The sequence below is a fragment of the Pseudomonas sp. LBUM1679 genome, assembly GCF_059695565.1.
The window spans coordinates 6,855,059-6,871,521 of sequence record NZ_CP166774.1 but is presented as its reverse complement, the minus strand read 5'-3'; the positions used below and the strand labels follow the sequence as shown (position 1 = coordinate 6,871,521).

At 62.4% G+C, this 16,463-nt stretch carries 13 protein-coding genes; 6 read left to right on the top strand and 7 right to left on the bottom strand.

What is annotated here, in order from left to right; all coding sequences use genetic code 11:
* Positions 1-62 precede the first annotated feature (62 nt).
* From ACA062_RS31430 to gshB, 7 genes are all read right to left on the bottom strand, one after another.
* Entirely contained in the window at positions 63-1,334 is a 1,272-nt protein-coding gene (locus ACA062_RS31430; RefSeq protein WP_497454437.1) for a dihydroorotase, read from the bottom strand.
* Complete coding sequence (locus tag ACA062_RS31425) at positions 1,331-2,335, bottom strand: aspartate carbamoyltransferase catalytic subunit (protein WP_150798557.1); 1,005 nt, start codon at positions 2,333-2,335, stop codon at positions 1,331-1,333. The genes ACA062_RS31430 and ACA062_RS31425 overlap by 4 nt, the downstream gene beginning before the upstream one ends.
* A gap of 27 nt (positions 2,336-2,362) precedes the next feature.
* The gene (gene pyrR, locus ACA062_RS31420) at positions 2,363-2,866 is read right to left on the bottom strand and encodes a bifunctional pyr operon transcriptional regulator/uracil phosphoribosyltransferase PyrR (RefSeq protein ID WP_128870702.1); all 504 of its coding nucleotides are present in this window, start codon (positions 2,864-2,866) and stop codon (positions 2,363-2,365) included.
* A gap of 108 nt (positions 2,867-2,974) precedes the next feature.
* The gene (gene ruvX, locus ACA062_RS31415; RefSeq protein WP_005792259.1) at positions 2,975-3,412 is read right to left on the bottom strand and encodes a Holliday junction resolvase RuvX; all 438 of its coding nucleotides are present in this window, start codon (positions 3,410-3,412) and stop codon (positions 2,975-2,977) included.
* Complete coding sequence (locus tag ACA062_RS31410; protein WP_497454436.1) at positions 3,412-3,984, bottom strand: YqgE/AlgH family protein; 573 nt, start codon at positions 3,982-3,984, stop codon at positions 3,412-3,414. Before ACA062_RS31410 ends, ruvX begins: the two co-directional genes overlap by 1 nt.
* 191 nt (positions 3,985-4,175) lie before the next feature.
* Positions 4,176-5,075, bottom strand: coding sequence for an energy transducer TonB (locus tag ACA062_RS31405; RefSeq protein ID WP_497454435.1), 900 nt, complete (start codon positions 5,073-5,075; stop codon positions 4,176-4,178).
* A gap of 106 nt (positions 5,076-5,181) precedes the next feature.
* Positions 5,182-6,153: a glutathione synthase gene (gene gshB / locus ACA062_RS31400; RefSeq protein WP_497454434.1), complete on the bottom strand. Its 972-nt coding sequence runs from the start codon at positions 6,151-6,153 to the stop codon at positions 5,182-5,184.
* A gap of 366 nt (positions 6,154-6,519) precedes the next feature.
* Between gshB and pilG the strand changes: the two genes are divergently transcribed.
* The 6 genes from pilG to ACA062_RS31370 all read left to right on the top strand — a co-directional run bounded on the left by pilG (position 6,520) and on the right by ACA062_RS31370 (position 16,362).
* Positions 6,520-6,924 (top strand): twitching motility response regulator PilG, encoded by a 405-nt coding sequence (gene pilG, locus ACA062_RS31395; protein ID WP_128870706.1) that lies wholly within the window; start codon positions 6,520-6,522, stop codon positions 6,922-6,924.
* A 56-nt stretch (positions 6,925-6,980) separates the two neighbouring features.
* The gene (gene pilH / locus ACA062_RS31390; RefSeq protein WP_007897961.1) at positions 6,981-7,346 is read left to right on the top strand and encodes a twitching motility response regulator PilH; all 366 of its coding nucleotides are present in this window, start codon (positions 6,981-6,983) and stop codon (positions 7,344-7,346) included.
* Between the two features lie 10 nt (positions 7,347-7,356).
* Complete coding sequence (locus ACA062_RS31385; protein ID WP_497454433.1) at positions 7,357-7,890, top strand: chemotaxis protein CheW; 534 nt, start codon at positions 7,357-7,359, stop codon at positions 7,888-7,890.
* Positions 7,891-8,038: 148 nt separating this feature from the next.
* Entirely contained in the window at positions 8,039-10,096 is a 2,058-nt protein-coding gene (locus tag ACA062_RS31380; RefSeq protein ID WP_497454432.1) for a methyl-accepting chemotaxis protein, read from the top strand.
* A gap of 49 nt (positions 10,097-10,145) precedes the next feature.
* A complete protein-coding gene (locus ACA062_RS31375; protein ID WP_497454431.1) occupies positions 10,146-15,911 on the top strand; it encodes an Hpt domain-containing protein in 5,766 nt (1,921 codons plus the stop codon).
* Positions 15,904-16,362: a chemotaxis protein CheW gene (locus tag ACA062_RS31370; protein ID WP_497454430.1), complete on the top strand. Its 459-nt coding sequence runs from the start codon at positions 15,904-15,906 to the stop codon at positions 16,360-16,362. Before ACA062_RS31375 ends, ACA062_RS31370 begins: the two co-directional genes overlap by 8 nt.
* The last annotated feature ends 101 nt before the right edge of the window (positions 16,363-16,463 follow it).

Sequence of the window (16,463 nt, the reverse complement as noted above, 5' to 3'; positions counted from 1 at the left end):
ATCTTGCGGTCAACCAATAGACCTGTGGGAGCGGGCTTGCCCGCGATTGGAGCGACGCGGTTTTAAGCCTGGTGAGTGATGCGCCCATCCACCAGGGTGTACCTCACCACACCCGGCAAGCTGTGCCCCATGAACGGGCAGTTCTCACCCTTGGACCGCCAGGTTTCGCCGGCCACGGTCGAGGCCGCAGGGTCGAACAGTACGATATCTGCCGCCCCGCCCACCGCCAACTTGCCCGCCGGCAGGCGCAAGGCCTCGGCAGGTCCGGCGCTGAGGCGCGCCAGTAACGTTGGCAGGTCCAGCAAACCGTCTTCCACCAACGTCATCGCCAGTGGCAGCAATAACTCAACGCTGCTGATGCCCGGTTCGGTGGCACCGAATGGCGCCAGCTTCGCATCGCGCTCATGGGGCTGATGATGGCTGGAAATAGCTGAGATCACGCCCGTCTTCACCGCTTCACGCAGGCCATCGCGGTCGGCGCGGGTGCGCAGCGGCGGCTGGACGTGATAGAGGCTGCTGAAGTCGATCAGTGCTTCGTCGGTCAGGATCAGCTGGTACAGCGCGACGTCGGCCGTTACCGGCAGGCCGCGCGCCTGGGCCTGGGCAATCAGGGCGACGCCGCGGGCGCTGGTGAGCTGGCTGAAGTGCGCGCGTACGCCGCTTTGCTCGACCAGCAACAGGTCCCGGGCCAGGGCCACGGTCTCGGCAGTTTCGGGAATGCCCGGCAAACCGAGAAAACTGGCGGTCGGGCCATCATGGGCCAGGCCACCTTCGGCCAGATCATGGTCCTGGGAGTTGAAAATCACCGTCAGGTCGAAGGTCGCGGCGTATTCCAGCGCCCGGCACAAGGTGCGGGTGTTGCGGAAGCTCTCCAGGCCATTGCCGAAAGCCACGCAGCCGGCATCGCGCAATGCCACGAGCTCTGCCAGCTGCTCACCGTCCAGGCCTTTGCTCAGGGCGCCGATCGGAAACACCTTGGTATTGCCGGCCTCGCGGGCGCGATCGAGGATCAGTTCGGCCACGGCCGAGGTGTCCAGCACCGGTTTGGTCTGCGGTGGGCAGCACAGGCTGGTCACGCCGCCGGCTGCGGCGGCGCGGGTTTCGCTGATGATCGAACCTTTGCGGCTGTAACCCGGTTCGCGCAGGGCGACGTTCAGGTCAACCAGGCCAGGCGCGGCCACCAGGCCCTGGGCGTCGAGGGTGTCGACGGCGACAAAACCGGCCGGTGCAGCGCCAATGGCGACGATCTTGCAGGCTTCAACGTGGATATCAGTCACTTGATCCAGGCCGCTGCTTGGATCGATAACGCGGGCGCCGAGAATGCTGAGCTTCACTGGGCGTTCTCCTGCTCGAATTGGCGCTGGGCAGTCTGCCCGCTCATGGCCATGGACAGCACAGCCATACGAATGGCGATGCCATAGGTCACTTGGTTGAGGATGACCGAGTGCGGACCGTCCGCCACGGCGGACTCAATCTCCACCCCACGGTTGATCGGCCCCGGATGCATGACGATGGCATCCGGTTTGGCGCCGGCCAGGCGCGCAGTGGTCAGGCCGAACAGGCGGTAGAACTCGCCTTCGCTCGGCAGGAGGCCGCCGGTCATGCGTTCGCGCTGCAGGCGCAGCATGATCACCACGTCGACATCTTTCAGGCCTTCGGTCATGTCGGTGTAGACCTTCACCCCGTATTGCTCGACGCCGATCGGCAGCAGGGTTTTCGGCGCGATCACGCGGATGTCCGGGCAGCCGAGGGTTTTGAGGGCCAGCATGTTCGAGCGCGCTACCCGCGAATGCAGGATGTCGCCGACGATGGCCACCGAAAGGTTTTCGAAGCTGCCTTTGTGCCGACGGATAGTGAGCATGTCGAGCATGCCCTGGGTCGGGTGGGCATGTCGGCCGTCGCCGCCATTGATGATCGCCACTTGTGGGCAGACGTGCTCGGCAATGAAGTGGGCCGCGCCGGAGTCACCGTGACGCACGACGAACATGTCGGCGGCCATGGCTTCCAGGTTGCGCAGGGTATCGAGCAGGGTTTCCCCCTTGCTCGCCGACGATGTGGACACGTTGAGGGTGATCACGTCGGCCGACAGCCGCTGGGCCGCCAGTTCAAAGGTGGTGCGGGTGCGGGTGGAGTTCTCGAAGAACACGTTACACACGGTCTTGCCACGCAGCAACGGGACTTTTTTCACCGCCCGGGCGCCGACTTCGAGGAACGAGTCCGCGGTGTCGAGGATTTCCGTCAGCAACTCGCGGCGCAGACCGTCGAGCGAGAGGAAGTGGCGCAGCTGGCCCTGATCATTGAGCTGCAGCGGGCGCTTGGTTTCTAGAGGCGTCATCGCGAGGGGGACTCTCAATAGGGCGAATTAAAAGGCGAGGTCTTGCAGTTCGAGCTTGAGCTCCGGACCGGACAGTTTCACGCGCTCGTGGGCTGCCAGCGACAGGGTCGCACCCACTACGTCCGGCCGAATTGGCAACTCGCCGGCGTCCAGGTCCAGCAGGCAGACCAGCGTCACACTGGCCGGGCGGCCGTAGTCGAAGAGTTCATTCAGGGCGGCGCGGATGGTCCGGCCACTCATCAGCACGTCGTCGATCAGCACCAGATGCTGGCCTTCGATCTCGAAGGGCAGGGCTGACGGGCGCACTTGCGGGTGCAGGCCGTTCTGGCTGAAATCGTCACGGTAGAAGGAAACGTCCAGCGTGCCCAAGGGCGAGTCGCTGCCCAGTTCGTCGAGCAGCGCTTGGGCGACCCAGATGCCGCCGGTACGAATGCCGATGTAACGCGGTTCGCTGATGCCACGGTGTTCCAGGTGGTCCTTGAGGCGAATCGCCATCTGGCTGATCAGTTCGCCGGGATTAGGCAGGCTCATGGTTTGCTCCTTCTTCGGCCCGAGCCCAGCTTTTGGGGTATAGCGCGTGCGCGGGGCTCGGGTTGTAGCTAAAAGAGACGCGCAGCGGCTCATCAGGATCTGTTGCGGTCAGGATTCGAACAGCGCGGTGTTTTCGTCGAGCCAGCCTTGCAGCAGCAGGGCGGCGGCGATGGCGTCGACCGGGTTGTCGCGGTAACTGCCCTTTTGCCCGCCGCGATCACGCCGCTCGCCCTTGGCTTCAAAGGTGGTCAGGCGTTCGTCGTGGGTATAGAAGGGCAGGTTGTAACGGCCATTCAGGCGCCGGGCGAATTTTTCCGCCCGCAGGCACATGTCGCTCGGTGTGCCGTCCATGTTCAATGGCAGGCCGACCACCACGGCATCGGGTTTCCACTCCTTGATCAGCGCTTCGACCTGATTCCAGTCGGGAATGCCGTTCTGTGCCTTCAAGGTGCACAGCTCGCGGGCCTGTCCGGTAATCACCTGGCCGACCGCGACGCCGATCTGTTTAGTGCCGTAATCGAAACCCAGAATCAACCGCAGGGCCATCAAGCGTGCCCCGCCTGGCTGGTCAGCAGGCTGAGATTGACGCCCAGATGTCTGGCCGCCGCTTCCAGGCGCAATTCACTGCTGGTATTGAACAGGATGTCGGCGTTGAACGGGCAGGTCAGCCAGGCATTGTCGGCCAGTTCGGCCTCCAGTTGCCCGGCTTCCCAGCCGGCGTAGCCCAGGGTGATGACGCTTTTCGCGGGGCCGACGCCGTCGGCGATGGCGAACAGCACGTCCTGGGAGGTCGACAGCGACAACTCGCCTTCCAGATCAACGGTCGCCTGAAAGGTTTTCCCCGACGGATGCAGGACAAAACCGCGATCGGTCTGCACCGGCCCGCCGATAAAGATCGGCACATGCTGGCAGAGGGCTGGCGGTTCGATGTCGGGGCGCAATTGCTCGAGGATATCGGCCAGGTTCAGGTCTTGCGGACGGTTGACCACCAGCCCCATGGCTCCATTGGCCGTGTGCTCGACGATGTAGGTCAAGGTGTGCGCAAAGTTCGGGTCGGCCATGTGAGGCATGGCGATCAGGAAGTGATGCTTGAGGTAGCTGGGGCTGACGTTCTTCATGAGCACTAGTGTGGCGTTGGAGGGGCGAACTGACAAGCCGGGGATGCACAGGAAATACCCCGAATTCCAGCAAACACCCTATACCCTGTGGGAGCGGGCTTGCCCGCGATGATGGCGGTACAGTCAAAATTGATGTGTCAGACAGACCGCTATCGCGGGCAAGCCCGCTCCCACAGGGCTATGCGTTGGGGTTAATTACTGGACAACCGGTCGCCGCGGGCGAATTTCCAGGTGCGGATGATTTCCAGCCGGTCGATGTCCGACAAGTCCCCGGTAAACGGCGAAAACGGCGCTGCAAGCCGCACAATGCGCTGCGCTGCCTGGTCCAGCAGCGGTTGCCCGGACGACTCCAGCACCAACACTTCATACAGCGAGCCGTCGCGGTTGATCGAGACCATCAGGCGCAAATTGCCGTAAATCTGTTTGCGCCGGGCCTCGTCCGGGTAATTGAGGTTGCCGATGCGTTCGACCTTCTTGCGCCATTCGTCCTTGTACCAGGCGCCCTTGTCACGCATGGTCGAGGCGGCGCTCAGGCGGTGGATACGCGGGCGCTTGGCGTACAGCTGTTGTTCGTTGGCCAGTTCCGCTTCGAGGCTGGCGATGTCGCTGGACAGCTGTTCACTGTCGAACGTCGGCGCCGCCACCTTGGGTTTGGTGTCGGTCTTGGGCTCTGCGGTTTTGGCCGGGGCTTTTTTCGGTTTGGGCGCGACGGTCGTCACGGCTGCCTTGGCCGGGGCTTGCTGTACTTCAGGCTTGGCCGCCGGCGGTGGCGTGACTTTCTTCACCTTGTTGTCCTGGAACGGCGCGACCTCGGTGGTCTTGGGGATCGCCTTTTTATCCAGGGTGCCGCTGCCTTGCTGGTTTTCCTGGGCAAGGAAATCGGCTTTTTCCGGCTTTTTTTCGCTTTTGAAGGTGGCGAGGGTGATTTCCAGGGTTTTGCTGATCTGCTTGGGTTCGACCATCGTAAAGCCGATACCCAAGAGCAAGGCCAGGTGAATCAGCGCCGCGAGGAACAGGGTAAAACCGAGGCGATCGACCGGGCGCACACCACGATGGGCGAGTTCAGCGGGCAGATCGGACGGAAGCGTCATGACAAAAAAACCAACATCGCGTTTTTACGGGCCCGGCATGATAACGCAATGTTGGTTTTTAGCTTCAAGCGACAAGCTTCGAGCGACAAGCTGTATGCCGCGTGCTTCAAACTTGCGGCTTGAGGCTTGCAGCTTGGAGCTTCTTCTCAATGGCATCCATCAGCAGACCACCGATGTCGGTGCCGAACGCATTATCAATCTCGCGAATGCAGGTCGGGCTGGTGACGTTGATTTCCGTCAGGTGCTCGCCGATCACATCGAGACCGACGAACAGCAGGCCTTTCTCGCGCAGGGTCGGGCCGACTTGGGCGGCGATCCAGCGGTCTTTCTCGGTCAGCGGACGCGCTTCGCCACGCCCACCGGCGGCCAGGTTGCCCCGGGTTTCGCCCGCCGCCGGGATGCGCGCCAGGCAGTAATCCACCGGTTCGCCATCGATCATCAGGATGCGCTTGTCGCCATCGACGATCGCCGGCAGGTAACCCTGGATCATGATCTGCTGATTGCCATGCAGGGTCAGGGTTTCGAGGATCACCGACAGGTTCGGGTGGCCGGCGGTGTGGCGGAAGATCGACGATCCGCCCATGCCATCCAGCGGCTTGAGGATCACGTCGCCGTGGTGATCGGCGAACTCACGCAATACGTCCGGGCGACGGCTGACGATGGTCGGCGGTGTGCACTGCGGGAACAGCGTGGCGAACAGTTTCTCGTTGCAGTCGCGCAGGCTTTGCGGCTTGTTGACCACCAGTACGCCAGCGCGCTCGGCCTGCTCCAGCAGGTACGTGGAGTAGACGAACTCCATGTCGAACGGCGGGTCCTTGCGCATCAGGATCACGTCCAGATCGCTCAGCAGCGAATCCTGCTCGGCGTCCAGTTCGAACCATTTTTCCGGGTTGGCGAAGACTTTCAATGGACGCATCCGCGCCCGCGCTTCGCCTTCGGCCTGGTACAAATCCCGCTGTTCCATATAGAACAGTTCCCAGCCGCGCTTCTGCGCGGCCAGCAGCATGGCCAGCGAGCTATCCTTTTTATAGGAGATGCCGGCAATAGGATCCATGACAATCCCGACGCGAACGCTCATGGGTTTTTCCTCGAAAAAATTGTGGGGTTATGGCGATCTTCTGTAGGAGCGAGCGGTGCGGCGATCCGACTTGCCCGCGAAGAACGATGACGCGGTGTGCCTGCAAAACCGTGCCGCCTGCTTCGCGGGCAAGCCTCGCTCCTACAAAAAAATCAATCCAAAGGACCGTATAAAAGTGGCGTCAGAGTGGCGCTGAGTGTGTTCCGGGTCAAGGAAAAACCGCCGCGCCAGTCCCCCGATAGATTGGAGTTGGAGACTGTGCTAAAAAGGCTGCCATATCGTGTGGGGCCTTGAACATCAAGGGTTTCAAGCCTCCGGTGGGCGCACATGGACAATTTTATTCGCAAAGGCGACGGTAGAGCACTTATGGAACAGCATTCCAGCGCCTTGAAGGTCATGGTGATCGACGATTCGAAGACGATTCGCCGCACCGCCGAAACGCTATTGAGGAATGTGGGTTGTGAGGTCATCACGGCCATCGATGGTTTCGATGCCCTGGCCAAGATTGTCGATAATCACCCCGGCATCATCTTTGTCGACATCATGATGCCGCGTCTGGACGGTTATCAGACCTGCGCCTTGATCAAGAACAACAGCGCGTTCAAATCCACACCGGTGATTATGCTGTCGTCCAAGGACGGGCTGTTCGACAAGGCCAAGGGGCGCATCGTCGGCTCCGACCAGTTTTTGACCAAACCTTTCAGCAAGGAAGAACTGCTGAACGCGATCCAGGCCCATGTTCCGGGCTTCGCCGCCGTTTTGCCGCAGTAAGACACCACAGTGACGCTCGGCCAGCGGGCCCGGTGTCGACAAGAATGGGGAAGACCATGGCACGTATTCTGATCGTCGATGATTCGCCGACCGAAATGTACAAACTGACCGGCATGCTGGAAAAGCACGGTCATGAAGTGTTGAAAGCCGAAAACGGCGCCGACGGCGTGGCCCTGGCCCGCCAGGAAAAACCCGACGCGGTGCTGATGGACATCGTCATGCCCGGCCTCAACGGTTTTCAGGCGACCCGTCAGCTGACCAAAGACCCGGAAACCGGACACATTCCGGTGATCATCATCACCACCAAGGATCAGGAAACCGACAAGGTCTGGGGCACGCGTCAGGGCGCCAAGGACTACCTGACCAAACCGGTCGACGAAGACACCCTGATCAAGACCCTGAACAACGTGCTGGCCGGTTGATAGCCCTGCCATGACCGAGTCGCTGACCGCCTTCGAACTGCTGCTGCAGATCGATCGGCGTTGTCGTCTGCTGGCGGCGGATCTACCGTCCCAGCCGTTCCGACAGGACAGCTGGAGCGGTATCGGTTTTCGCCTGGGCGAGCGCTGGTACGTCGCGCCCATGGGTGAAATCAGCGAAGTGTTGCACGAGCCGCGGTTCACCCAGCTGCCAGGCGTCAAGCCTTGGGTCAGGGGCGTTGCCAACTTGCGCGGGCGATTGCTGCCGATCATGGATGTGTGTGGCTTCTTCGGTCATGAACTGTCGCCTCTGCGCAAGCAGCGGCGGGTGCTGGTGGTCGAGCATGGCGATATGTTCGCCGGGTTGATGGTCGATGAAGTCTTCGGCTTGCAGCACTTCGCCCAGGACAGCCTGGAGCCGGCCGACAGTGGGCACGGGCCGATTTCGGCGTTCGTCACCGGCTGTTTTCAGCGCGAGCAGAGCTGGCAGGTGTTCAGTCCGTTTGCGTTGGTGCAGTCGCAAAGTTTCCTGAACGTCGCCGCATAACCCTGTAGGAGCGAGCGGTGCGGCGATCCGACTTGCCCGCGAAGCAGACGGCGCGGTTTTTTCAGGCACACCGCGTCATCGTTCTTCGCGGGCAAGCCTCGCTCCTACAGGGGGCGTCAAGTAAATTGGGCAGGACAGGCGAGGACCGATGACAAAAGCAAAAACAGGCAAGCCGGAAGGCTCGCGCAGCCGCTCACAGATCATCGCGCTGTTCATCGCGCTGATCGTCTTCATCATGCTGCTGTTCGCCCACTTCGCTTACCTCAATACCCAGGCCACGTACGACAAGCAGTACATCGGTCACGCCGGCGAGCTGCGCGTGCTGTCCCAGCGCATCGCCAAGAACGCCACCGAAGCCGCGGCGGGCAAGGCGGCGGCGTTCAAACTGCTCAGCGACGCGCGCAATGATTTTGCCCGGCGTTGGGGCTATTTGAAGAATGGCGACCCCTCCACCGGCCTGCCGCCGGCACCGTCTACCGTGCGCCCGGAAATGCGCGCCGTGCAGCTGGATTGGGAGCGTCTGCTGAACAACACCGACACGATCCTCGCAAGCGAACAGACCGTCCTGTCCCTGCATCAGGTCGCCGCCACCCTGGCCGAAACCGTGCCGCAGCTGCAGGTCGAATACGAAAAGGTCGTCGAAATCCTCCTGCAGCGCGGTGCTCCGGCCGCACAGGTGGCGATGGCCCAGCGTCAGACGCTGCTGGCTGAACGTATCCTCGGCGCGGTGAACACCGTGCTGTCCGGAGACGAAAGCTCGCAACAGGCCGCCGACGCGTTTGGCCGCGACGCCGCGCGATTCGGCCAGGTGCTCACTGGCATGCTCCAGGGTAATCCGGTGCTGAAGGTGAGCCAGGTCGAAGACCGCGATGCCCGCGCCCGGTTGATCGAGATTTCCGAACTGTTCGAATTCGTCTCGGGTTCGGTGGACGAAATCCTCGAAACGTCGCCGGAGCTGTTCAAGGTCCGGGAATCGGCCAGCAGCATTTTTACCTTGTCGCAAACCCTGCTCGACGAAGCCTCGCACTTGGCCACCGGGTTCGAAAACCTCGCCGGCGGGCGCAATACCGACACCATTGGCGGCTATGTACTGGGCCTCGCGGCGCTGATGTCGATCATCCTCATCGGGCTGGTGATGGTGCGTGAAACCAATCGTCAGTTGCGCGAGACTGCCGAGAAGAACGAGCGCAACCAGACCGCAATCATGCGGCTGCTGGACGAAATCGAGGACCTGGCCGATGGCGACCTGACCGTGACCGCTACGGTGACCGAAGACTTTACCGGCACCATCGCCGACTCGATCAACTACTCCGTCGATCAGCTGCGGGACCTGGTGGCGACGATCAACCTCACGGCCGGCCAGGTTGCCGCCGCCGTGCAGGAAACCCAGGCCACCGCCATGCACCTGGCGCAGGCCTCGGAACATCAGGCCCAGCAGATTGCCGAAGCGTCGACGGCGATCAACGACATGGCTGAGTCCATCGATCAGGTCTCGGCCAACGCGGCCGAATCTTCGGCGGTGGCCGAGCGTTCGGTGGAAATCGCCAACAAGGGCAACGAGGTGGTGCATAACACGATCCGCGGCATGGACAATATTCGCGAGCAGATTCAGGACACCGCCAAGCGTATCAAGCGATTGGGTGAGTCTTCCCAGGAAATCGGCGATATAGTCAGCCTGATCGATGACATTGCCGACCAGACCAACATCCTCGCCCTGAATGCGGCGATCCAGGCATCCCTGGCCGGTGACGCCGGACGCGGTTTCGCCGTGGTGGCCGACGAAGTGCAACGACTGGCCGAACGTTCGTCCGCCGCGACGCGACAGATCGAAACCCTGGTGCGGGCGATCCAGACCGACACCAACGAAGCCGTGATTTCCATGGAGCAGACCACCACCGAAGTGGTGCGCGGCGCGCGTCTGGCGCAGGATGCCGGGGTGGCCCTGGAAGAAATCGAAGGGGTGTCGAAGACCCTTGCGGCGCTGATCCAGAGTATTTCCAACGCCGCGCAGCAACAGACGTCTTCGGCCGGGCAGATTTCCCTGACGATGAACGTGATCCAGCAGATCACCACGCAGACCTCGTCCGGTTCCACGGCCACCGCCGAAAGCATCGGCAACCTGGCGAAAATGGCCAGTCAGCTGCGGCGCTCGGTGTCGGGTTTCACCTTGCCGGCCACCCGAGCGCAGGCTGCTGATAAAGTGTGAAGCGCCCTGGGGCGTATGATTCCTGATTGGGGTGCGGACTGGAGTGGTTATGGGTGATCGGCACGACTATGTGGCCCTCGAGTGGGTCAAGGGCGAGATTGCCGAAACGTTGAAAGTGGCGCATCAGGCAATCGTGACCTTGCTGGATGACCCACAGGCGACGCACGCCCTGAGCGAATGCCTGGCGTGCATCCATCAGGCTCATGGCAGCTTGCAGATGGTCGAGTTCTACGGCGCGGCGCTGTTCGCCGACGAAATGGAGCAATTGACCCGCGCCCTGCTGCGCGACCGTGTCAGCCTCCGCGAGGAGGCGATCCATCTGTTGCTGCAGGCCCTCGGGCAACTGCCGATCTACCTCGACCGGGTGCAAGGCGCCCGTCGGGACCTGCCGCTGGTCATGTTGCCGCTGATCAACGATCTGCGCACCGCCCGAGGCGAAAGCCTGTTGTCGGAAACCAGCCTGTTCATCCCGCAATTGCCGGACCTGCCTCCACTGGATGAGGAATCTCTGGCGTTGCTGGAACCGGCGGATTTACCTGATGTGTTACGCAAGCTGCGGCAGATGCTGCAGATGGCCCTGGCCGGATTGCTGCGCGAACAGGATGAGGAGACTAATCTCGGGTACCTGACCCAGGTGTTTTCGCGCCTGGAAGGGCTGTGTGGCCCTGCGCCCCTGGGGCCGTTGTGGCAAGTCGCCTCGGCGCTGGTCGAAGGCATGCGCAGCGGCGCGATCGCCAACAGCCCGGCCTTGCGAAGCCTGTTCAAGGAGGCCGATCAGGCGCTCAAACGGCTGCTCGAACGGGGCATGCCCGGCATCAATCAGCCGGCGCCACCGGTGTTGCTCAAGCGTTTGCTGTTTTACATTGCCAAGGCCGAACACCCCACCGGGCAGATGCTGACCATGAAAGATCGCTACGGACTGGACGATGCGCTGCCTGACAGTGCGCTGGTCAATGAAGAACGGGCACGGCTGGCCGGCCCCGACCGCGACGCCATGCGCTCGGTGCTGGCGGCGCTGTGCGAAGAACTGGTGCGGGTCAAGGAGCGCCTCGATCTGTTCGTGCGCAGCGACCGTCAGCACACCTCGGACCTCGACAGCTTGTTGGCGCCGCTGCGGCAAATCGCCGATACCCTGGCAGTGCTCGGTTTCGGCCAGCCACGCAAGGTCATCATCGATCAGTTGGCGGTGGTACTGAGCCTTGCCCAAGGCCAGCGCGAGCCCAATGACGCGATCCTGATGGACGTCGCCGGCGCCTTGCTCTATGTCGAAGCGACCCTGGCCGGCATGGTTGGCACCGTCGAGCCGCAAAGCCAGGAAGAAAGCCGTCTGCCGACCACCGACCTGACGCAGATCCACCAGATCGTGATCAAGGAAGCACGCATTTGCCTGCAACAGGCCAAGGACATGATCGTCGACTACATCGACGCCGACTGGGATCGCCAGCACCTGCAGCCATTGCCGGCTCTGCTGACCCAGGTACGCGGCGCGCTGGCGATGATTGCGTTGAGCCGCGCGGCGAGCCTGATCGAAACCTGCAACCAATTTATCCACGAGCATCTGTTGCTGGATCCGGATCACCCCGGCTGGCAGGAACTCGACAGCCTGGCCGACGTCGTGACCAGCATCGATTACTACCTGGAACGCCTTGGCGACGATCCCGAAGCGCCGGGCGAACATCTGCTCGACGTCGCGCAAAAGAGTCTGGCCTCCCTCGGTTTTTTCCCCAGCGAGCAACAGATGCCGGTGCTTGAAGAGGTGCTCAGTCCGACGCAGGCACGGGTCATGCGCGATCATCAGGAACTGGACGATCCGGCCATCTTGCAGACCCTGGCCGATGTGCTGGCCAGTCCCGTCTCTGCCGTCAACCCGCCCGCCTTGACCACCCCCGGCAGCCTGTTGCCGCCGCCGGCCAGCGAAGAGCGGGTGGCCGAAATTGCCGCCAATGACCAGCGCCAGCGCAATGATGTCGATCAATTGGCCGCGCGTGCCCATGCGCTGGCCAAGGGCGATGAACCGCCGGCGGATGAGGTCACGCAGGATGTTGCGGCGCTTGATCCGGTGTTGCTGGAGATTTTTCGCAACGAAGCCGAAACCCATTTGGGCAGTCTCAACCGCTTCCTCGACCGGGCCGCCGAGCAGGTGCCGTTGCAGGCCAGCGACGAGTTGCAGCGGGCCTTGCACACCCTCAAAGGCAGCGCCTCCATGGCGGGCGTTTTGCCAATTGCCGAGCTGGCAGCGCCGCTGGATCAATTGACCAGGGAATACAAGGCCCACCTGCTTGCGCTGGATCTGGATGAAGTCGAACTGTTGCTGGAGGCTGAAGGACTGTTCCGCCTCGGGCTGCGTCAACTCAAGCGCGACCCGCTGGCCGGGATTCCCGGTGCCCGCTCGTTGATCGAGCGCACCCAGGCGTTACTGGCCGAGCGTCTGCAAAGTCTACTGAGTGCACCCAATGCCGGGCTGCGCATCAAGCGCGATCCGCAGTTGATCAACAACTTTCTCGCCCAGGGCATGGACATTCTGCTGGATGCCGAAAGCCTGCTGCGGCGTTGGCAGCAACATCCCGGCGAGCGGCAGGAACTCAGTGCACTGCTGGACGAATTGACCACCTTGGGCGAAGGCGCGCACCTGGCCGATCTGCATCCGGTGGATGAGCTCTGCGAAGCCTTGCTCGACCTCTATGGCGCGGTGGAGGAAAGCAGCCTGGCGGTCAGTGAGCGGTTTTTTCACGAGGCGCAAAGTGCCCACGAAGCACTGATCAATATGCTCGACGAACTGGCCGCCGGCCAGGAAGTCAGCCCGCAACCGGAGCGGATCCAGGCCTTGCGCGGCTTGCTCGATGAGGGTCTCGATCCCTCGGCCATGGGCCTGATCCGTAGCGACGGCAGCCGAACCCTGAGCATTCGCGAGCTGGGCAGCGCTACGGCAGAACTGGCACAGACCGCAACCGAATTCGACCACCCGCAATCCCCTGTAGGAGCTGCGGTGCGGCGATCCGACTTGCCAGCGAAGGATTCACAGGCGCCGCGTTTATCCAGGGAAAACGCGTCATCGTTAACGACCTTCGCTGCGGTGCGGCGATCCGACAAGCCAGCTCCTACAGGGGACCGTGTCGGGTTGGATGACGAGATCGTCGCGATCTTCCTCGAAGAAGCGGTGGATATCCTCGACAGCGCCGGCCAGGCCCTGCAACGCTGGCTGGGTGACCCGGACAACGCCGCGCCGCTGTTGTCCTTGCAGCGTGACCTGCACACCCTCAAGGGCGGTGCGCGTATGGCCGACGTCGAACCCGTCGGTGACCTGGCCCATGAGTTGGAAAGCCTTTACGAAGGCCTGGTCGATCGCCGTTTCAGTCACGGCGAAGCGTTGGCGCAGCTGCTGCAACACAGCCATGACCGACTCGCCGAGTTGCTTGAACAACTGCAAAACCAACAGCCATTGACCGATCCGGGCGAACTGATCGACGTCATACGCCAATACCGTCAGGACAATGCCCGTACCCTTGAGCGGGTCGAGCCCGCGCCGGCCGACGACTCGGCCGCCCATGATCCCGAGTTGCAGGACATCTTCCTCGAGGAAGGTTTCGACATCATTGAAAACTCTGGCGCGGCATTGGTGCGCTGGCAAGCCGAACCGAGCAATCGTCAGGAAGTGGAAACCCTGTTGCGCGATCTGCACACCCTCAAGGGGGGCGCGCGGATGGTCGAGATCGTCCCGATCGGCGACCTCGCCCATGAGCTGGAGTTTCTCTACGAAGGCCTGTCCGCTGGCGTGCTGCAAGCCACCCCCGCGTTGTTCGCGCTGCTGCAAAGCAGTCATGACCGCCTGGCGCAAATGCTCGACGCGACCCGCGCCGGGGACCCGTTGCCAGCGGCCGATCAACTGATCGACGCGATCAGGAATTTCAGCCACCCAGCGGTGCCTGAAGCGCCAGCTGTAACACTCCCAACGCACAAGCCCGAGCCGCTCGCGCTGCCACCTGACGCCGGCGTCGACATGGTCAAGGTCTCGGCTGAACTGCTCGACGACCTGGTCAACCTGGCCGGCGAAACCTCAATCTTCCGTGGTCGGATCGAGCAACAGGTCAACGATGCGCGCGTGGCCCTGAGCGAGATGGAAACCACCATCGAGCGCATGCGCGACCAGTTGCGCCGCCTCGATACCGAAACCCAGGGGCGGATTCTCAGCCGTCAGCAGGTCGACGCCGAACGCCTGGGCTACGAAGAATTCGATCCGCTGGAAATGGACCGTCATTCGCAGTTGCAGCAACTGTCGCGGGCGCTGTTCGAATCCGCCTCCGACCTGCTCGACCTCAAGGAAACGCTCGACCGGCGCAATCAGGACGCGGACAACCTGCTGCAACAGCAGGGCCGCATCAACACCGAGCTGCAGGAAGGCCTGATGCGTACGCGTATGGTGCCGTTTGAGCGCATGCTGCCGCGCTTGAAACGCATCGTCCGTCAGGTCTCCAGCGAGCTGGGCAAGGACGTGGAGTTCATCGTCGGCAACGCTGAAGGCGAGATGGACCGCAACGTGCTCGAACGCATGGCGGCGCCGCTGGAGCACATGCTGCGCAATGCCGTGGACCACGGGCTGGAGTCCGCCGAGGTGCGTATCGCGGCCGGTAAACCGGCTCAGGGGCGGATAACCCTCGACCTGTCGCGTGAGGGCGGCGACATCATTTTCGACATCCGCGACGACGGTGCCGGCGTGCCGCTGGACGCGGTCCGGCGCAAGGCGATCAAGCGCGGCCTGCTGGCGCCGGACAGCAACATCAGCGACCGCGACGTGCTGCAGTTCATCCTGCAGCCGGGATTCTCCACCGCCGAGAAAATCACCCAGATTTCCGGGCGGGGCGTCGGTATGGACGTGGTTCACGAAGAGGTCCGGCAACTCGGCGGCACGATGAGCATCGACTCTGTGCCTGGGCAGGGCGTGCACTTCCGGATTCGCCTGCCGTTCACCGTATCGGTCAACCGCGCGCTGATGGTGCAGTGCGGGGAGGATCAATACGCGATCCCGCTGAATACCATCGACGGTATCGTGCGCGTGTTGCCTAACGAACTCGAAGGGCATTACCGGCTCGATCCGCCGACCTACCAATACGCCGGGCAACGCTATGAACTGTGTTACCTCGGTGAATTGCTCAAGACCAGCACCCGCCCGAAACTGCTGGGCCAGAGCCTGCCGCTGCCGGTCTTGCTGGTGCAATGCAACGAGCGACATGTTGCCGTGCAGGTCGACGCCATGGCCGGCACTCGCGAGATCGTGGTGAAAAGCCTCGGTCCGCAGTTCGCAGCGGTACAGGGTTTGTCCGGGGCAACGATCCTGGGCGATGGCCGGGTGGTGCTGATTGTCGATCTGCTGGCCCCGATCCGCGCCATGCAGGCGCGTGTGCCGCAGCGACCATTGGCTCAAGACGCGGAACCCGAGCCGCACAAACCGTTGCTGGTGCTGGTGGTCGACGATTCGGTCACCGTGCGCAAGGTCACCAGCCGTTTGCTCGAGCGCCACGGCATGAACGTGCTGACCGCCAAGGACGGCGTCGACGCCATGTTGCTGCTTGAAGAACACCTGCCGGACCTGATGCTGCTGGACATCGAAATGCCGCGCATGGACGGCTTCGAAGTGGCGACCCGGGTGCGCGCGGACGAACGCTTGCGGCACCTGCCAATCATCATGATCACCTCGCGCACCGGCCAGAAGCACCGCGACCGCGCCATGGCCATCGGCGTCAACGACTACCTCGGCAAGCCGTACCAGGAATCGGTGCTGCTCGACAGCATCGCCCTATGGAGCAAGACCCATGCTTGAGCATCGCACCAGCAACCTCACCGGACTGCTGTTGCCCCTGGCCGATCGTCACCTGATTTTGCCCAACGTCGCCGTCGCCGAGCTGATCGATTACCAACCGGGAACCCTCGATCTCGATTCGCCGCCGTGGTATCTGGGGCGGGTGACATGGCGTAACCGGCAGATTCCATTGCTCAGCTTCGAGTCGGCCTGTGGCAACAAGATCGTCATCGGTGAGCGGGCGCGGATTGTCATCCTCAATGCCCTTGGCGGGCGGCCTGAGCTGAGGTTCATTGCGCTGCTGGTGCAGGGGATTCCGCGCTCGTACAAGCTCGACAGCCAGTTGAGCTTTGTGGATGTGCCGTTGTGCGCGCTGGAACAGGCGGCTGTGCAAATAGGGGAGCAGGTGGCGAAGGTGCCGGATTTGTTGGCGCTGGAGGACTTACTTGTGGTTGCGGGGTTAGTCAATTGATCCCGTTTTTTTGCGGTGTGTGCACTGGCCTCATCGCGGGCAAGCCCGCTCCCACAGTGTCTGTGTGTTGCTTGAATCCTCCAGTCACTCACAAAACCTAT

Bases quoted from the DNA above. Each gene is read 5' to 3' on its own strand.
- ACA062_RS31425 (WP_150798557.1), bottom strand. From the start codon at position 2,335: ATGACGCCTCTAGAAACCAAGCGCCCGCTGCAGCTCAATGATCAGGGC.
- pyrR (WP_128870702.1), bottom strand. From the start codon at position 2,866: ATGAGCCTGCCTAATCCCGGCGAACTGATCAGCCAGATGGCGATTCGC.
- ruvX (WP_005792259.1), bottom strand. From the start codon at position 3,412: ATGGCCCTGCGGTTGATTCTGGGTTTCGATTACGGCACTAAACAGATC.
- ACA062_RS31410 (WP_497454436.1), bottom strand. From the start codon at position 3,984: ATGAAGAACGTCAGCCCCAGCTACCTCAAGCATCACTTCCTGATCGCC.
- ACA062_RS31405 (WP_497454435.1), bottom strand. From the start codon at position 5,075: ATGACGCTTCCGTCCGATCTGCCCGCTGAACTCGCCCATCGTGGTGTG.
- gshB (WP_497454434.1), bottom strand. From the start codon at position 6,153: ATGAGCGTTCGCGTCGGGATTGTCATGGATCCTATTGCCGGCATCTCC.
- pilG (WP_128870706.1), top strand. From the start codon at position 6,520: ATGGAACAGCATTCCAGCGCCTTGAAGGTCATGGTGATCGACGATTCG.
- pilH (WP_007897961.1), top strand. From the start codon at position 6,981: ATGGCACGTATTCTGATCGTCGATGATTCGCCGACCGAAATGTACAAA.
- ACA062_RS31385 (WP_497454433.1), top strand. From the start codon at position 7,357: ATGACCGAGTCGCTGACCGCCTTCGAACTGCTGCTGCAGATCGATCGG.
- ACA062_RS31380 (WP_497454432.1), top strand. From the start codon at position 8,039: ATGACAAAAGCAAAAACAGGCAAGCCGGAAGGCTCGCGCAGCCGCTCA.
- ACA062_RS31375 (WP_497454431.1), top strand. From the start codon at position 10,146: ATGGGTGATCGGCACGACTATGTGGCCCTCGAGTGGGTCAAGGGCGAG.
- ACA062_RS31370 (WP_497454430.1), top strand. From the start codon at position 15,904: ATGCTTGAGCATCGCACCAGCAACCTCACCGGACTGCTGTTGCCCCTG.